Source organism: Streptococcus alactolyticus (assembly GCF_042649785.1).
GTDB classification, from domain to species: domain Bacteria; phylum Bacillota; class Bacilli; order Lactobacillales; family Streptococcaceae; genus Streptococcus; species Streptococcus alactolyticus.
This window is the reverse complement of the sequence record NZ_JBHRZX010000005.1, coordinates 1-15,188: the sequence shown is the minus strand read 5'-3', so window position 1 is coordinate 15,188 and position 15,188 is coordinate 1. Positions and strand designations below refer to the sequence as shown.

13 protein-coding genes, 2 tRNA genes and 1 pseudogene are annotated in these 15,188 nt (G+C 41.6%); all 16 read right to left on the bottom strand.

Translation table 11 applies throughout. The annotated features are described in order from the left end of the window. Nucleotides 1–78 precede the first annotated feature (78 nt). The 16 genes and pseudogenes from ACFORE_RS00995 to ACFORE_RS00920 all read right to left on the bottom strand — a co-directional run bounded on the left by ACFORE_RS00995 (nucleotide 79) and on the right by ACFORE_RS00920 (nucleotide 14,936). A pseudogene (locus ACFORE_RS00995) lies at nucleotides 79–1,935 on the bottom strand (bifunctional homocysteine S-methyltransferase/methylenetetrahydrofolate reductase). Nucleotides 1,936–1,948: 13 nt separating this feature from the next. Further along, the gene (metE, locus tag ACFORE_RS00990; protein ID WP_235280704.1) at nucleotides 1,949–4,183 is read right to left on the bottom strand and encodes a 5-methyltetrahydropteroyltriglutamate--homocysteine S-methyltransferase; all 2,235 of its coding nucleotides are present in this window, start codon (nucleotides 4,181–4,183) and stop codon (nucleotides 1,949–1,951) included. 193 nt (nucleotides 4,184–4,376) lie between these two features. Beyond that, complete coding sequence (locus tag ACFORE_RS00985; RefSeq protein ID WP_235280705.1) at nucleotides 4,377–6,341, bottom strand: PTS fructose transporter subunit IIABC; 1,965 nt, start codon at nucleotides 6,339–6,341, stop codon at nucleotides 4,377–4,379. After that, the gene (gene pfkB / locus ACFORE_RS00980; protein WP_154454593.1) at nucleotides 6,338–7,249 is read right to left on the bottom strand and encodes a 1-phosphofructokinase; all 912 of its coding nucleotides are present in this window, start codon (nucleotides 7,247–7,249) and stop codon (nucleotides 6,338–6,340) included. Before pfkB ends, ACFORE_RS00985 begins: the two co-directional genes overlap by 4 nt. Then, a complete protein-coding gene (locus ACFORE_RS00975) occupies nucleotides 7,246–7,995 on the bottom strand; it encodes a DeoR/GlpR family DNA-binding transcription regulator (RefSeq protein WP_294607933.1) in 750 nt (249 codons plus the stop codon). Before ACFORE_RS00975 ends, pfkB begins: the two co-directional genes overlap by 4 nt. Before the next feature lie 129 nt (nucleotides 7,996–8,124). Next, nucleotides 8,125–9,123, bottom strand: a complete 999-nt coding sequence (locus ACFORE_RS00970; protein ID WP_294607924.1) for an NAD(P)/FAD-dependent oxidoreductase — start codon at nucleotides 9,121–9,123, stop codon at nucleotides 8,125–8,127. A gap of 81 nt (nucleotides 9,124–9,204) precedes the next feature. After that, nucleotides 9,205–9,387 (bottom strand): GrpB family protein, encoded by a 183-nt coding sequence (locus ACFORE_RS00965; RefSeq protein WP_264879804.1) that lies wholly within the window; start codon nucleotides 9,385–9,387, stop codon nucleotides 9,205–9,207. Nucleotides 9,388–9,455: 68 nt separating this feature from the next. After that, entirely contained in the window at nucleotides 9,456–10,193 is a 738-nt protein-coding gene (gene trmD, locus ACFORE_RS00960; protein WP_154454592.1) for a tRNA (guanosine(37)-N1)-methyltransferase TrmD, read from the bottom strand. Further along, nucleotides 10,183–10,701, bottom strand: a complete 519-nt coding sequence (gene rimM / locus ACFORE_RS00955) for a ribosome maturation factor RimM (protein ID WP_154454591.1) — start codon at nucleotides 10,699–10,701, stop codon at nucleotides 10,183–10,185. Before rimM ends, trmD begins: the two co-directional genes overlap by 11 nt. A 79-nt stretch (nucleotides 10,702–10,780) precedes the next feature. Beyond that, nucleotides 10,781–10,852, bottom strand: a tRNA-Glu gene (locus ACFORE_RS00950). A 31-nt stretch (nucleotides 10,853–10,883) separates the two neighbouring features. Next, nucleotides 10,884–10,955: transfer RNA gene (locus tag ACFORE_RS00945), tRNA-Gln, on the bottom strand. A 92-nt stretch (nucleotides 10,956–11,047) separates the two neighbouring features. Further along, the gene (locus tag ACFORE_RS00940; RefSeq protein ID WP_154454590.1) at nucleotides 11,048–11,290 is read right to left on the bottom strand and encodes a KH domain-containing protein; all 243 of its coding nucleotides are present in this window, start codon (nucleotides 11,288–11,290) and stop codon (nucleotides 11,048–11,050) included. An 18-nt stretch (nucleotides 11,291–11,308) separates the two neighbouring features. Continuing rightward, nucleotides 11,309–11,581 carry a 30S ribosomal protein S16 gene (rpsP, locus tag ACFORE_RS00935; protein ID WP_003065322.1) on the bottom strand — a complete coding sequence of 91 codons (273 nt, stop codon included), beginning with the start codon at nucleotides 11,579–11,581 and terminating at the stop codon, nucleotides 11,309–11,311. Nucleotides 11,582–11,752: 171 nt separating this feature from the next. Next, nucleotides 11,753–12,982, bottom strand: a complete 1,230-nt coding sequence (locus tag ACFORE_RS00930; protein WP_154454589.1) for an ABC transporter permease — start codon at nucleotides 12,980–12,982, stop codon at nucleotides 11,753–11,755. Between the two features lie 11 nt (nucleotides 12,983–12,993). Then, a complete protein-coding gene (locus tag ACFORE_RS00925; protein ID WP_167829263.1) occupies nucleotides 12,994–13,704 on the bottom strand; it encodes an ABC transporter ATP-binding protein in 711 nt (236 codons plus the stop codon). After that, on the bottom strand, nucleotides 13,704–14,936 hold the full coding sequence (locus ACFORE_RS00920) for an efflux RND transporter periplasmic adaptor subunit (RefSeq protein ID WP_235281105.1): 1,233 nt from the start codon (nucleotides 14,934–14,936) through the stop codon (nucleotides 13,704–13,706). Before ACFORE_RS00920 ends, ACFORE_RS00925 begins: the two co-directional genes overlap by 1 nt. Nucleotides 14,937–15,188: the final 252 nt, after the last annotated feature.

The following is a 15,188-nucleotide window of genomic DNA, read 5'->3' as shown; positions in this document are numbered from 1 at the left end:
CCCTTTCTCAAAACTAGATACCAGTATATCAAAACTCCTTTAAAAAAGACAAAAAAAGAAAGCCTTTTGACTTTCTTTTTACGATATGACTAACTGCTTTTGCTCCACTTTTTGATGAATGTAATCAACCAACTCTACCGTCAAATCATAACGCATAAATGGCGTAATCAAGTAAATGCCATTAAAGTGTTCTAAGGCTCGGTCAATCAAGCGTTTGCTCTCTTCCAAAGCAAGTTGTTGACACGTTTCCTTGTCGCCTTTCACCGCTTCTAATTTAGCTAAAAATGCTTCTGACAATTGAATACCTGGAACCTCATTGTGCAAGAAAATCGCATTATTGTAGCTGGTAATGGGCATGATACCGACAAAGAAAGGCGTTTCATAGTCTTTTGTCAAATCAGCCAATTCTTCAAAAATATCGGCATTGAAAATGGGTTGTGTGATGAAATAATCAGCACCAGACGCGATTTTTCGCTCAATCAAGCGTCCGCAACGCGACAAATTTTTGACATTGGGATTGAACGCCGCTGCTGCTGTGAAATTGGTTGCTTTCTTAACACTAGCACCACTGTAACCTTGCCCATGGTTCAATTGCTGAATTAGCTCTAGTAATTTAAAACTGGTGGCATCATAAACGCTAGTCGCTCCAGGAAAATCGCCAATTTTAGACGGGTCCCCTGTAATGGCTAACACATTATCAAATCCTAGCACATTCATTCCCAACAAACGCGACTGCAAGCCAATCATATTGTGGTCACGACAGGATAGGTGCAACAGAAAAGGTGTAGCAATTTCATTTTTCAACAATGAAGCTAAGCTGACATTGCAAATGCGGGTTTTGGCTAGGGAGTTATCCGCCAAGGTAATGGCCGAAATACATGCCGCATCCAAAGCCTTGACCCCTGCTGTGAACTTGCTGATGTCAAGCGTTTTGGGAGGGTCAAGTTCAGCAATAATAGTCACTTCTCGTTTGACCCTATCTACCAAGGTTTCTGATGATTTGACCCTTTTGATAAGCTCTGCCTCTTCCACCATCGGCGTGACAAATTTCTTCTCGACAGGTTTTAGACCTTTAATGGCACACTTGACAGCTCTGATATGGTCTGGTGTTGTCCCACAACACCCTCCAATCAGGCGTGCCCCTTCTGCCACAAGAAGCTCTGCACTTTTACCAAAATAATCCGCATTCTGACTAAAACCATAATGACCGCTGCCATTATCATCCTCAAAAGATAGCAGGCTGGCATTGGGATAAACCGACAAATAGGACTGGGCAAATAAGGGCACTTGCTTGAGGGATTTAATCATGTGGTAGGGACCAAGGTGGCAATTTAAGCCAACAATATCCGCTCCCAGCATGACCAAAGTCCCCAATAATTCCACCAAGGGGCGACCATTTTCCGTAATCCCCGCCTCATGAAGAGCGATATTGGTGATAATCGGGAGGTCTGTTAGCGGTCGAACGGCTTTTAGCACTTCGATGATTTCTTCTTCATCGTAATACGTTTCAAACAATAAACCATCAATTTACTTGGTTTCTAACAAGTAACCCACTTGTTCGAGGGTTTCTTCAATGATTTCATCAAGCGTTAAATCACATTGTTTCAGACCACGGAGAGCACCAACGGTTCCGAGGACAAAAGCGTCCTCGCCCGCTGCTTTTCGTGCCAATTCAACACCAGCTTGGTTGATGGCTTTAACCTGTTCATCATAGCCATAACCTTTTAGACGGTGGCGTTTCGCCGCATAAATATTGGTTTGAATCACATCTGCTCCCGCCTCCAAATAAGCTTGGTGAATCGCAGAAATATTGTCTGGGTGTGTCAGATTATAGGCTTCGTAGCAATTGTCAAGACCATTGGCATAAAGCAGTGTCCCCATAGCGCCATCCGCTACTAGAATATCGGTTTTTAAACATTCTAATAATCGTGACATAGCCTCCCCCTTCTTATTTGCCGTATTTTGCTCGAACCTCTTTAGTTGCTGCTACCAAAATCTCAAGAGCGGAAATGGTTTCAGGTTCACGGCGCGTTTTCAAACCACAATCAGGGTTAACCCAGAATTGTTCAAGTGACAATTGACGCAATGGGCGTTCAATATTGGCAATCACTTCTTCTTTGGTTGGAACGCGTGGCGAATGAATATCGTACACCCCAAGACCAATACCAAGCGGATAGACCGCTGTTTCAAATGATTCAATCACATCACCGTGGCTACGACTCGTTTCAATAGAAATCACATCAGCGTCCAAAGCGCGAATAGAATCAATGATTTCACTAAATTTTGAATAGCACATATGCGTGTGAATCTGCGTTTCATCTTTCACTGATGACGTAGCGATGTGGAAGGCGTGAACAGCATCGTCCAAATAAGCTTGTTGCTTGCTCTTACGAAGTGGCAAACCTTCACGAAGCGCAGCCTCATCCACCTGAATAATAGCAATGCCAACATCCTCAAGCAGCTTAATTTCATCTTTAATAGCCAAACCAATTTGATTAAACAAATCCGCACGCGAAATATCTGAACGTTCAAATGACCAGTTGGTAATAGTGATTGGGCCAGTTAGCATCCCTTTCACTGGACGATCTGTCAGGCTTTGCGCATAAACCGTTTCCTTGACCGTCAATGGCTGAATGTGTTTAACATCACCATAGATAATTGGTGGCTTAACCGCACGTGAACCATAAGATTGCACCCAACCATACGCAGTTGTTGTGAAACCAGCTAATTTTTGGCCGAAGAATTCCACCATGTCCACGCGCTCAAATTCACCGTGCACCAAGACATCAATATCCAAATCCTCTTGAATCTTAATCCAACGCGCAATTTCAGATTGAATGAAGTTTTCGTATTCCGCATCTGAAATATCCCCACGTTTCCAAGTCAAACGCGTACGGCGAACTTCAGGCGATTGTGGGAAAGAACCAATGGTTGTGGTTGGCAAAATCGGCAAATCTAGTTTATCTTGCTGCACCTGACGACGAACCTTGTAATCCACGCGCTCAGTCACCACATCATCCAAGTTTTCCAAGGTCACATTACGGAAATCTGCAGCTTGCAAGGCATTAAAATCCGCAACGTGCTTGGCATAAGCCTCAGATGGTTTACCCTCCACATGTTGGCTCAATAACTGAATTTCCTGTAATTTTTCATCCGCAAACGCCAAACCATTTTTAAGAACAGGTTCTAACTCTGTTTCGTTTTTAGTGGTTACAGGTACATGAAGCAATGAACAAGATGGCTGAATCACAAAGTTTCCAACCTTAGCTTGAAGGTTTGCTAGCAATTCTGACGTTTTGACAAAATCACTCGCCCAGACGTTACGACCGTCAACCACACCAGCAAAAACTTCCTTATCAGCAAAATAACCAGCGTCAACAGCTTCTAGATTTTCCTCCAAACCATGCACAAAATCAAGGCCAAATGCAGCCACTGGCAAGTGTGATAACTCCTTAGCATCAATCAAGGCTTCAAAATAAGTTTGGAAAATGAGTTTAGCCTCAGGTACTTCCTTGGCAAAATAAGCATAAACCGATTTAGCTGCTTCTAGGAGGTCATCGCCTTCATCAGTCACAAAAATGGGCTCATCCACTTGGATGTAAGTCGCTCCTGCTTCCACCAATTCTGTAAAGACTCGTTTGTATAAAGGCAACAATTTTTTCACAGCAGCGGTAAAATCGCTGACTTCTGATGACAAGGCCACATAGGTAATTGGCCCTGTGATGACTGGTTTCGCCTTGTCGCCGATAACTTCTCTGGCCTCCAAGTACAAGTCCAACAAACGGGTATTTGTCAAATGCGGCTGAACACCAGACCACTCTGGCACAATGTAATGGTAATTGGTGTTAAACCATTTTTTCATTGAAGAAGCCACATTGTCTTGATTGCCACGCGCAATCGCAAAATACAAATCTAAATCGATGTACTCATCAGAGAAACGCTTTGGAATCACGCCAAATTGCACTGACAAATCCAAGATATGGTCATACAGTGAGAAATCTCCCACTGGAATCAAATCAAGACCAGCATCAGCCTGTTTTTTCAAAAACGCCAAACGCAATTCCTTGGCTTGTGCCTGCAACTCTTCTTGCGAAACCTTACCTGCCCAATAAGACTCAATCAATTTTTTCCACTCACGATTTTCCCCTAGACGTGGATACCCCAAATTTGAAATCTTTACCATAAGAACCTCCTGGTTTCGTATTAGTTTTAAACTATACATTCTATTTTTTTGATAGTTAAGATTCTAACGGATAATACAGTTTTTTCAATACTTTAAGCCATTCTATCTTTTTATGCTTTAGTATAGTTTTAAACTATATCTCGAGATGCTAAAAGAACTCCCGTAGGAGTTCTGTGTTAGATTCATAAAAGACTTATTTTGCTTTTCTAAGGGCACCGAAGAGAAGTCCTGAAATAATAGCACCGATAATGATTGCGACAAGGTATAGAACCCAGTTGCTTGTCAAGGGAAAGACGAAGATTCCGCCGTGTGGTGCCATCAATTTGATGTCAAATGCTCCGACAAGGGCACCCGTTACTGCTGAACCAACCATAAAACTTGGGATGGCACGAGCTGGGTCAGCTGCACCAAATGGAATAGCTCCTTCTGTGATGAATGACAAGCCCATAACAATGTTTGTTAGACCTGCGTCACGTTCTTCTTCTGTGAATTTGTTTTGGAACAAACGTGTAGCGACAAAGACTGCAAGAGGAGGTACCATACCACCTGCCATAACGGCTGCCATAACGACTGAACCACCATTAGCAAGGGCTGCGGCTGTTAAACTACTTGTCCCAAAGACATAAGCAGCTTTGTTGAAAGGTCCACCCATATCAATGGCCATCATACCACCAAGGATAAGTCCAAGGATAATAGCAGAGCTACCAGATAGGCTATCAAGGAAACCATAAAGAGCAGTGTTGATTGCGGCCATTGGGATGTTGACAAAGAGCATCAAGCATCCTGTGATAAGCACACCAAGAAGTGGATAAAGAAGGATAGATTTGATTCCTTCAAGTGATTTCGGTAAGAATGCTAGCGCCTTCTTAAGGGCTAAAATAACACCACCTGCTAAGAAACCACCAACAAGGGCACCAAGGAAACCTGAAGCGACTTGGTTGCTAGACAATTCTGCTGCACTAGCGACACTGTAATAAGAGATACGACCAAAAGCAATCCCTGATGTTGCCATCGCACCAGCTGTGAAACCAGCTACCAAACCAGGTTTTTCAGCGATAGAGTAGGCAATGTAAGCTGCAAAGACAGAAATCATGAAGCCAAAGGCTGCATTTCCGAGTTGGTTAAAGACAGCAGCGATTTCATGGTAGTTACCAAGGTGACTTAATTGGTCTTTAGGCACCCCCATAAATTGGTCAATCAAGAATGAAATGGCAATGAGAATCCCGCCCCCAATAACGAATGGTAGCATTTGAGATACACCACTCATCAAGTGTTTGTAGAAGGCTGCTCCCAAGCTGAGGTTTTCTTCTTCGGCTTCTGCAGCAGTACCACCAGCACCGTTGTAAATGCTTGCTTTGCCGTCAAGGATTTCATTAATAAGTTCTTCTGATTTTTTAATACCGTCAGCTACTGGACGTGAAATCAATGGCTTGCCATTGAAACGACCCATTTCAACTGCTTTATCCGCTGCAATGATAACCCCTTTTGCTCGTGCAATTTCATCACCAGTCAAACGGTTACCAACACCTGAGGCACCGTTGGTTTCAACACGAACGGTTACACCCATTTCATCACCTTTTTTAATCAAGGCTTCTTCTGCCATATAAGTGTGGGCAATTCCTGTTGTACAAGCTGTAACAGCAACAATCAGTGGGCGTTCGCTGCTAACTGGCGTGCTTTTATCTGCTGCTTTAGCTTCGTTTTCTTTTTCAACCGCATCAAAGGCAGCAATCACATCATCAGGCGTTGTCGCTTTTCGTAAGGTATCAGTAAATCCATCTTTCAAAAGGTATTTTGACAATTCCGCAAGCGCTGCTAAGTGGGTGTCATTAGCCCCTTCTGGAGCAGCAATCATGAAGAACAAGTCTGTTGGTTGACCGTCCAATGATTCATAGTCCACACCTTTGCTTGATTTGGCAAAAAGCACTGTTGCTTCTTTAACCGCTTCATTTTTACTGTGAGGCATGGCAATCCCATCTCCTAAACCAGTTGATGTTTGCGCCTCACGGTTCATAATACCTTGTTTAAACACATCAAAGTCTGTTACAACACCGTGTTTGACAAGGTTGGTAATCATTTCATCAATCGCAGCCTCTTTCGTGGTTGCTTTTAAATCCATGATCATGACATCTTTTCTGAGCAAGTCCTGAATTTTCATAGTTTCTCCACCTCTACCTTTTGATAAGTTTCTTTTATGAATTCGGCTGTCGCCAAGTCATCTGAAAATGTAGTTGCTGTCCCGCAAGCGACACCCCATTTAAGGGCTTCAATTGGGTCACCTGATTTGACATATTCGCCTGTAAATCCTGCAACCATTGAGTCACCCGCACCAACAGAATTTTTAACTGTTCCTTTAATTGGTTTGGCAAAGTAGGCAGCTTCTGGTGTGACCAACAAAGCTCCATCTCCTGCCATTGAAATAATCACGTTTTTAGCCCCTTTTGCCAACAATTCACGAGCGTATTTTTCAATATCGGCAAGACCATTTAAGGTGACATCAAAAATCGCAGCTAATTCATGATTATTAGGTTTAACCAAGAGCGGTTGGTAATTTAAGGCATCTAGCAAGGTTTGCCCTTCAAAGTCACACACCACTTCAGCCCCTGCTTGTTTAGCAATTGGAATCAAGGTATTGTACACTTGGTTACCTAGGCTGCTTGGGGCAGAACCCGCAAAGACCACCGTATCATCACTTGTTAAACCTGCCAAAATGCTTTCCAATTCAGCTAATTTCTCATCTGAGATACGTGGGCCGGCACCGTTGATTTCCGTTTCTTCGCCAGCCTTGACTTTGACATTGATACGAGTATCGTCAGCAACCTCAACAAATTGTGTCGCAATGCCTTCAGCAGCTAAGCCATCTGTGATAAAACGTCCTGTGAAACCACCGATAAAACCTGTGGCAGTATTGTCAATTCCCAGATGTTTCAAGACACGGCTAACGTTAATCCCTTTACCGCCAACAAACTTGTCATCGCTTGTCATACGATTCACTTCTCCAATGGTTAAAGTATCCAAACGGACAATAAAATCAATGGATGGATTAAGTGTTACAGTATAAATCATACTTCAATTACCTTCGCCTTCTCTTTTATTTTTTTCATAAGTGTACTGTTGGATTGATTGGTGATAATTCCAAGATTGTCGATAGCAGCTACTTTTGCAAAAGACACATGACCGATTTTGGAAGAATCTGTCACAATAAAGGTCTTTCGAGCATTTTCAATCACTGTTTTTTTAATCACAGCCTCCTCCAAATCTGGAGTAGTCAAAAATTGCTCGTCAATCCCATTGATTCCCAAAAAGGCTTTGTCAAAGTTCAATTGCTTGATTTGCTGGTAAGCTATCGTGCCAATACTAGCGTCTGTCGTCTGTTTGACATGACCCCCAATAACGATCGTCTTGATATCCTTATCGACCAACTTCGCGGCATGATGAATGGAATTCGTGACAACGGTTACATTTGTTTGTGTAATATAATTAAGCAACAATTCATTTGTCGTCCCCGCATCCACAAAAATCACATCATTATCCGAAATAAAAGAAGCCGCTTTTTGAGCCACACACTCCTTGTATTGAACGTTTTTGATAGATTTTTGCTGAATGGTAAATTCTTCTTTGAGAGAACGAGGCAACTCTGCCCCACCATGAACACGGTGCAACTTATGCTCGCTTTCCAATTCATCTAAATCACGACGAACAGTGGATTCTGAGGTGTCTAAGAGGGTCACTAAGTCTTCGATATTAACAAACTTATCCTTTGAAAGTTTTGCCATAATCAACTGTTTTCGTTTAGACTTAAGAATCTTAATCACTCCCCTGAAATCGTTTACATTTTATATTATACTCTTTTATAAAAAGATGTCAAGCGATTTCAATCAAATTCTATCATTTTTTATCAAAAAAAAGACCTAGGCAAGTTTACCTAGGTCTGATTGGTTTTAATCAATTAAAGATGTTGAGTGAACAACGCGGTTGTCACGGTCAGGGTAAATGTATTGAATAGCTTGGTTGATTGCTACTGGTGCTTCACCAAAACCTGTCGCGATGAGAGAAACTTTGCCCTCATAATTCGCCGCATCACCAATAGCATAAACCCCTGGCTGGCTGGTTTCAAACAAAGGTGAAACGTTGATGCTAGAGCGTTTGTAGTCCACGTTCCAATTTTTGAGGTTTTTATTAGACGTTGAAAAACCAAAGCTGACAATCAAAGCATCTAATGACAAATCAATGGTTTCATCTGATTTTACCTTTTGAACAGTCAAACGATTAGCAAAAGTACCATCACCTTCCAAATTCAGTGGCACATAAGGCGTCAAAATGGTGGCGTTTGATTGTTCCAGTAATTCAACACTATGCTGATGGGCACGGAAAGCCTCACGACGGTGAACGATAGTCACACTATTTGCCAAACCATCTAAATGATTAGCCCAGTCCACAGCAGAATCACCGCCACCACAAATCACCACATCTTTGCCAGCAAATTGGTCAAGTTTGTGCACGTTGTAGAATAAATTATTGTCCGCGTAGAAATCTTCACCTTCTAGCCCAAGCATGCGCGGTGCAAAAGCACCATTACCACAAGCGATAACGATAGCACGTGAAAAATGTTGCCCTTTGCTAGTTTCGATAGTGAAAATATCCCCTTCTTTTTCAAAAGCCTTCACTTCCTCTTTCAAACAAATGGCTGTTCTATCTTCAAAACGTTGCAATTGTTTGATGAGATTTTCCACCAAATCTGCAGCTGGAATTTCAGGAAAACCAGGCACATCGTAAATCATTTTTTCTGGATAAAGAATGGCAGGCTGTCCACCAAGCTCCGACAAACTTTCAATGATTTTTACAGAAACCCCACGTAAACCTGCGTAAAAGGCTGCAAAAAGTCCCACAGGACCCCCACCGACAATAGTGATATCATATATTTCACGATTTTCTGACATTAATCTCTCCAACTCCTTATAGATTTCTTCGATGACTGATGATTTGTGAGCCATATAACGGTCAATATTTTGAGGAAATAGCTACGCTGTTTTTTGTTTGACTGCTCCATAAGTCGCAGCAACGTCAGAATGACTGCGCAAATAAACACGAAAAGTAAGGTGCCGTTTCAACTCAGGCGAATGTTCAGGACACACATAAAGATGATGGCATTGCAAATGCTCTTTTCTAGAATACGTAAAGGGCCTATAAGAAAGAACAACCACTCTTTAGTCCGCATCAAAACCTCCTCAAAAATAAAAAGATATACAGTCATGCATATCTTTTTATTATATCACAAGTTTTCTGATTTCGCGTCTTTCTCTGCGAGAATCTTTTGAAAAATACTTTCTTCTTCCTTGGTAAAAGGATAATTTTCCAGCAAATCAGGACGGCGTTCCAAAGTCTTACGCAAGCTCTGTTCAATGCGCCATTTGCGAATGTTTTCATGGTGACCACTCATCAAGACATCAGGCACCTTCATGCCACGAAAATCATAAGGACGCGTGTATTGCGGGAATTCCAAAAGCCCTGATGAAAAGGAATCATCTTGGTGGCTGGCTTCCTTGCCCAAAACGCTCGGAATCAAACGAACAGTCGCATCCACAATCGTCATCGCTGCCAACTCTCCACCAGTCAAGACAAAATCCCCCAAGGAAATTTCATCTGTCACCAAGGTCTTAATACGTTCGTCATAGCCCTCGTAGTGCCCACAAATGAAAATCAATTCATCTTCCTGAGCTAATTCTTCGGCGTAGCTTTGGTCAAACGTCCGACCTGCTGGGTCTAAGAGAATCACGCGCGGCTTCTTGGCATCAATCTTATCAATAGTATCAAAAATAGGCTGTGCGCGTAAAAGCATTCCCTGACCACCACCATAAGGTTCGTCGTCCACATGACGAGCTTTTTCTGCATTTTCACGGAAATTATGGTAGTTGATTTCCAACAAGCCTTTTTCCGTCGCTTTCCCAACAATCGAATGCTCCAGCGGGGCAAACATTTCTGGGAAAAGGGTTAAAATATCAATCTTCATCGTCAAGTCCTTCTAAGACATCCACATCCACACGATTACCCGCTATATCAACGTTAAGAACAACTGGCGGAATGTAAGGCAGCAACAAGTCACGTTTGCCTTGGCGTTTTACGACCCACACATCATTGGCACCAGGTTGCAAGATTTCTTTCACCTGACCAATTAAAACATCGTTTTCATAAACGTCTAGTCCGATGATTTCATGGTAGTAAAATTCGCCCTCATCCAAATCAGACAAATTTTCCTCAGCAACTTTCAAGGTGCAACCTTTGTATTTTTCGATATCGTTAATATGGTACATTCCTTTGAATTTCACGATATCAAAATTCTTTTGCTTGCGATGGCTGGCAATTTCCACCTCAAGAAGAAATTGGTCCTTGTCATCAAAAATTGCTAATTTTGAGCCTTTTTTAAAACGCTCTTCTGTAAAATCGGTCACTGACAAGACACGCATTTCACCTTGTAACCCTTGGGTATTGACAATCTTTCCAACGTTAAAATAATTCATGCTTACTCCACTTAACTTAATCTTTATCATTTTACTATGATGGCAATAAAAAACCAGCTGCCACCGCAACTGGTCAAGATAGTCCGTACGGGATTCGAACCCGTGTTACCGCCGTGAAAAGGCGGTGTCTTAACCCCTTGACCAACGGACCAAAATCAATGATGTTACCACCAATGAACTCACTGGGGTAGCTGGATTCGAACCAACGCATGAGGGAGTCAAAGTCCCTTGCCTTACCGCTTGGCTATACCCCAAAACAACAAAAACTATTTTACCCTAGTTTAGCTAAGGTGTCAATACCTTTTTGAATATTTTTTCAAAAAAAATAGAAAAAGAGCAGAAACAACTACTCTTTCTCATCAATAACGAGTCTTACTTTTTTACCTTGAGTTGGTACCGAATAGACAATCGATCTTATCGCTGTAATGGTACGACCTTTTTTACCAATCACACGACCAATGTCTTGAGCATCCAAATCAAGATGGTATTCTAAAAACTCAGGTGTATCCTTAATTTTGATAATAAGATTATCTGGTTGTGAAATCAAGGGTTTCACAATAGCGATAATTAGATTTTCAATGGTATCCATAGGCTTTAGCTTACTCTATTATTTTGAAAATTTTGATTCGTGGAATTTTTTCATAACGCCTTCACGTGAAAGGATGTTACGAACTGTATCTGAAGGTTGAGCACCTTTTGACAACCATTCAAGAACACGATCTTCTTTCAAAGTTACTTGGTTTTCTTCTACAAGTGGGTTGTAAGTACCAACTGTTTCGATGAAACGACCATCACGTGGAGCACGTGAATCAGCTACGTTGATACGGTAGAAAGGTTTTTTCTTAGAACCCATACGAGTTAAACGGATTTTTACTGCCATTAGTATTAAGTCTCTTTTCTATATTTTTTGTCTAAGTTAATAGCCTTGCCACTAACTCACTTTACTTATTATAACATAAAACCTAGGGGTGTCAAGAAAAAAACTTGACAGAGTTTAAAAATATTGAAAAAGGGATCCAATAGTGTTTGGAGTCCCTTTTCTAAGCTTATATCATTCGTAACGAAGAGCTTCAATCGGGTCTAATTTACTTGCTTTATTGGCTGGTAGGATACCAAAGACCATACCAATCAAAGCAGAGAAAATCAAGCTACCGATAGCCACATTGATCGAAATGTATGGCTTGATTTCAGCGATACTATTGCCCAGAATATTGGTCAAAACAACCGCTAATCCCAAACCAATCAAACCACCCAATAATGTCAAGACCATTGATTCAATCAAGAATTGGGTCAAGATTTTTCGGCGTGTAGCACCCAAAGCTTTACGCAAGCCGATTTCGCGTGTGCGTTCTGTCACGGATACCAGCATGATATTCATGACACCGATACCACCAACTAAGAGGGAGATACCTGCAATGGCACCGATAACCGTCGTCATCATGCCATAAGCCGAATTAATTTGGTCAATTTGTTTGGACATGTCATAGATGGTGAAATGCCCCACCTTGACACCTGACAATTGGGTCATCATTTTAGCAGCTTGCTTACCTACCTCAGTAGATTCCTTGGCATCATTGACATGGACAAAAGCCCCTTCAATCTCATTCATATGGAATTCTGCTGCCAGTTGGGTATTGGTCATAATGGCATTTCCACCAGAAGCCATACCATAAAGAGCTGAACCTGCATTAGGATCCTTATACACCCCAACAACCAAGTAGGATTTAGAACCAACAGACACTTGTTTGTTTAAGGCATTGTCGTTGCTGCCAAATAATTTAACCGCTAATTTGGTGTCTAGCATGATAATGCGTGAAAAATGCGAATAATCATCGGCACGGAAACTACGTCCTGCTACAATTTTGTACTTTTTAACGTCAAAATAGGTGCGATTAACCCCTGTAATATTAACGTTTTTCGCTTTTTTATTGACATAAGAAACCGTTGAAGTGGTCGAATTAGTCACATAATAATTTTGAACACCAGGCACATCCGCAGCAATCTTTTGGAGCCATTCTTCTTGAATCTTAGGCCCCTTATCTTGCGAAGTCGATTTCGTATCATCAAAAAAGCTATCGCTATCAGAATCTTTTGTCACATAATAAATCTGAACATCTCGCGTATCAGCTGAAAACATATCGGTAATCTGCTTGGTCAAGCCTTGTCCCAAAGCCATGATCACCACAACAGATGCCACACCGATAATAATTCCCAGCATGGTCAAGAACGAGCGCATTTTGTGCCCCATGATTGAACTTAGGGCGAATTTCCAATTTTCCATGTCTTTTCCCCCTAATCAATTCTGACGCTGTCAGTCGTATCTTTGGTAATCTCACCATCTCTGATAATGATTTTACGCGTTGCAAAATCAGCGACCTCAGGCTCATGTGTTACCATGACAATGGTTTTACCTTCTTGATTTAACTCTGTCAACAGTTGCATGATTTGCTCACTGGTTTTCGTATCCAAGGCTCCTGTTGGTTCGTCCGCCAAAATGATAGACGGATTGTTAACCAAGGCTCTGGCAATTGCCACACGCTGCTTTTGTCCACCTGATAATTCCGATGGCAAATGTTGCATTCGATTACCCAGTTCGACTTTTTCCAAAAATTGCTTGGCTAATTGGCGGCGTTTCCCAGCCCCCACACCTGAATAAATCAGTGGCAATTCCACATTTTGCAAAGCATTTAATTTAGAAAGTAAGAAGAATTGTTGGAAAACAAAGCCGATTTCTTCATTTCGAACCTTGGCCAATTCCTTTTCTTTCAATTCTTCAACCTGCTTGCCATTTAGGGCATAGTCACCTGATGTTGGTCTATCAAGCAATCCGATGATATTCATCAGTGTTGATTTACCAGACCCTGAAGGGCCCATGATGGCTAAAAATTCCCCATCATAGACCTTTAGGTCAACACCTTTTAGCACCTGCAATTCTTGATCACCGTTCTTATAGGATTTGACAATATTTTTAAGATCAATTAAAACTTTTCTTTCTTCTGTCACTACTCACTCTCCCCTGATTCATCTGAAACAGTCGCGTTGTCAGCAACCACATCATCAACTGTTTCACCGTCTTTTAGGCGATCGTTAGGATTAGCAATAACCGTTTGACCAACTTCTAAGCCACTCAAAATTTCTTGCTCTTTCGCATCGGCACTACCAAGAGTGACTTCAACTTTGCTGACTTTTTGCGTGTCTTTGTCATAAACCCAAACGTAGTTTTTCTCACCTTCAGCAATCACTGCCTTCACTGGAACCAGTTTGTTTTTAGTGTCATTGACCACTTCAACAGATACGGTAAAGCCTTGTTTCAAGTTTGAAATATCACCGTTGATATCAACTTTATAGTCATAAGTTGAACTGGCTGTTGAGTCAGACGAAGCACTTGCTGCGCTGGCTGTATCGCTAGTTTGGTTTGGATAATTCGACACGTAAGAAATGGTACCAGTCCATTCTTGGTCTGGGTAAACTTTTGATTTAATCTTAACGGTTTGACCTGTTTTGATGTTTGCCAAATCGTATTCTGTCAAAGTTCCTTGAATTTGCAACTGACCTTCTGTCGCCACATGAACCAAGGTTTGACTGTTTTTTGAAGATGGGTCAATATAGCTGTTGACTTCTACCACCGTTCCTGAAACATCGCTCACGACAACTGTTTCGTTCAAGGCTTGTTGAGCTTTGTTAACTTCGCCTTGAGCATCGGCGTAAGAATCATTTAAATCTTGCAGTTGTTGGTTGTACTGTGCATTTGCTTGAGCAGATGGTGCTTGCGTAACAGTCGTTTGCTCACCAGTTTCTTCATCCGTTGATGCTGTCGTGGTTGGCAAATTACCGTATGTTTTTAGGTAATTAATTTGACGGCCAATTTTGTTAAGGTTACGAACAGCGGCATCATAGGCAGCCTGCGCCGTTGTGGTGTCATACTGCACTAATTGTTGCCCTGTTGTAATCTGGTCACCTACTGAAACGGTTGGCCTAGCTTCTGTCCCTTTGGTGCTGTCGTAATAAACATATTGTTCCTGAAGGGCTTTAACAGTACCTGTTAAGAGGGTTGATGAGGAAATAGAGCCTTCTGTGACCGTACTGGTCTTGTAAGTCACTTCCTCTGCTTCTTTGCTGTCTTTGCCCTGTTGCCACCATAGAAGACCAGCTCCAGCGACTACAAACAAACCAATGGCTGCCCCAATAATCACCTTGTTTCTTTTCGACATCGTCGTTTTACTTCTTCTAGACATAATTCTCCTTTATTCCACAATAGGTTTGTATTATTTTTATAAGACAATTATACGTTTTATAACAATGGGTGTCAAGGCTAAAACGTTAAAACTATCTGTCAATTCTATTATAGCTAAAAAACATCTGACCTATCTTACACTTTTGTAAGATTTGCTTTTGAACGTCAAAAACATACTAAGATTAGTAGCGAGAAAATCTCCGACGGGAGAAAGTACTCTCTACTTTTTCTTTTATGTTAAAGTAGTGGTGTC

Excerpts from the sequence above, each read along its gene's own strand:
- trmD (WP_154454592.1), bottom strand. The coding sequence starts at position 10,193 with ATGAAGATTGATATTTTAACCCTTTTCCCAGAAATGTTTGCCCCGCTG.
- rimM (WP_154454591.1), bottom strand. The coding sequence starts at position 10,701 with ATGAATTATTTTAACGTTGGAAAGATTGTCAATACCCAAGGGTTACAA.
- ACFORE_RS00970 (WP_294607924.1), bottom strand. The coding sequence starts at position 9,123 with ATGTCAGAAAATCGTGAAATATATGATATCACTATTGTCGGTGGGGGT.
- pfkB (WP_154454593.1), bottom strand. The coding sequence starts at position 7,249 with ATGATTTATACTGTAACACTTAATCCATCCATTGATTTTATTGTCCGT.
- ACFORE_RS00920 (WP_235281105.1), bottom strand. The coding sequence starts at position 14,936 with ATGTCTAGAAGAAGTAAAACGACGATGTCGAAAAGAAACAAGGTGATT.
- ACFORE_RS00940 (WP_154454590.1), bottom strand. The coding sequence starts at position 11,290 with ATGGATACCATTGAAAATCTAATTATCGCTATTGTGAAACCCTTGATT.
- ACFORE_RS00930 (WP_154454589.1), bottom strand. The coding sequence starts at position 12,982 with ATGGAAAATTGGAAATTCGCCCTAAGTTCAATCATGGGGCACAAAATG.
- rpsP (WP_003065322.1), bottom strand. The coding sequence starts at position 11,581 with ATGGCAGTAAAAATCCGTTTAACTCGTATGGGTTCTAAGAAAAAACCT.
- ACFORE_RS00985 (WP_235280705.1), bottom strand. The coding sequence starts at position 6,341 with ATGAAAATTCAGGACTTGCTCAGAAAAGATGTCATGATCATGGATTTA.
- metE (WP_235280704.1), bottom strand. The coding sequence starts at position 4,183 with ATGGTAAAGATTTCAAATTTGGGGTATCCACGTCTAGGGGAAAATCGT.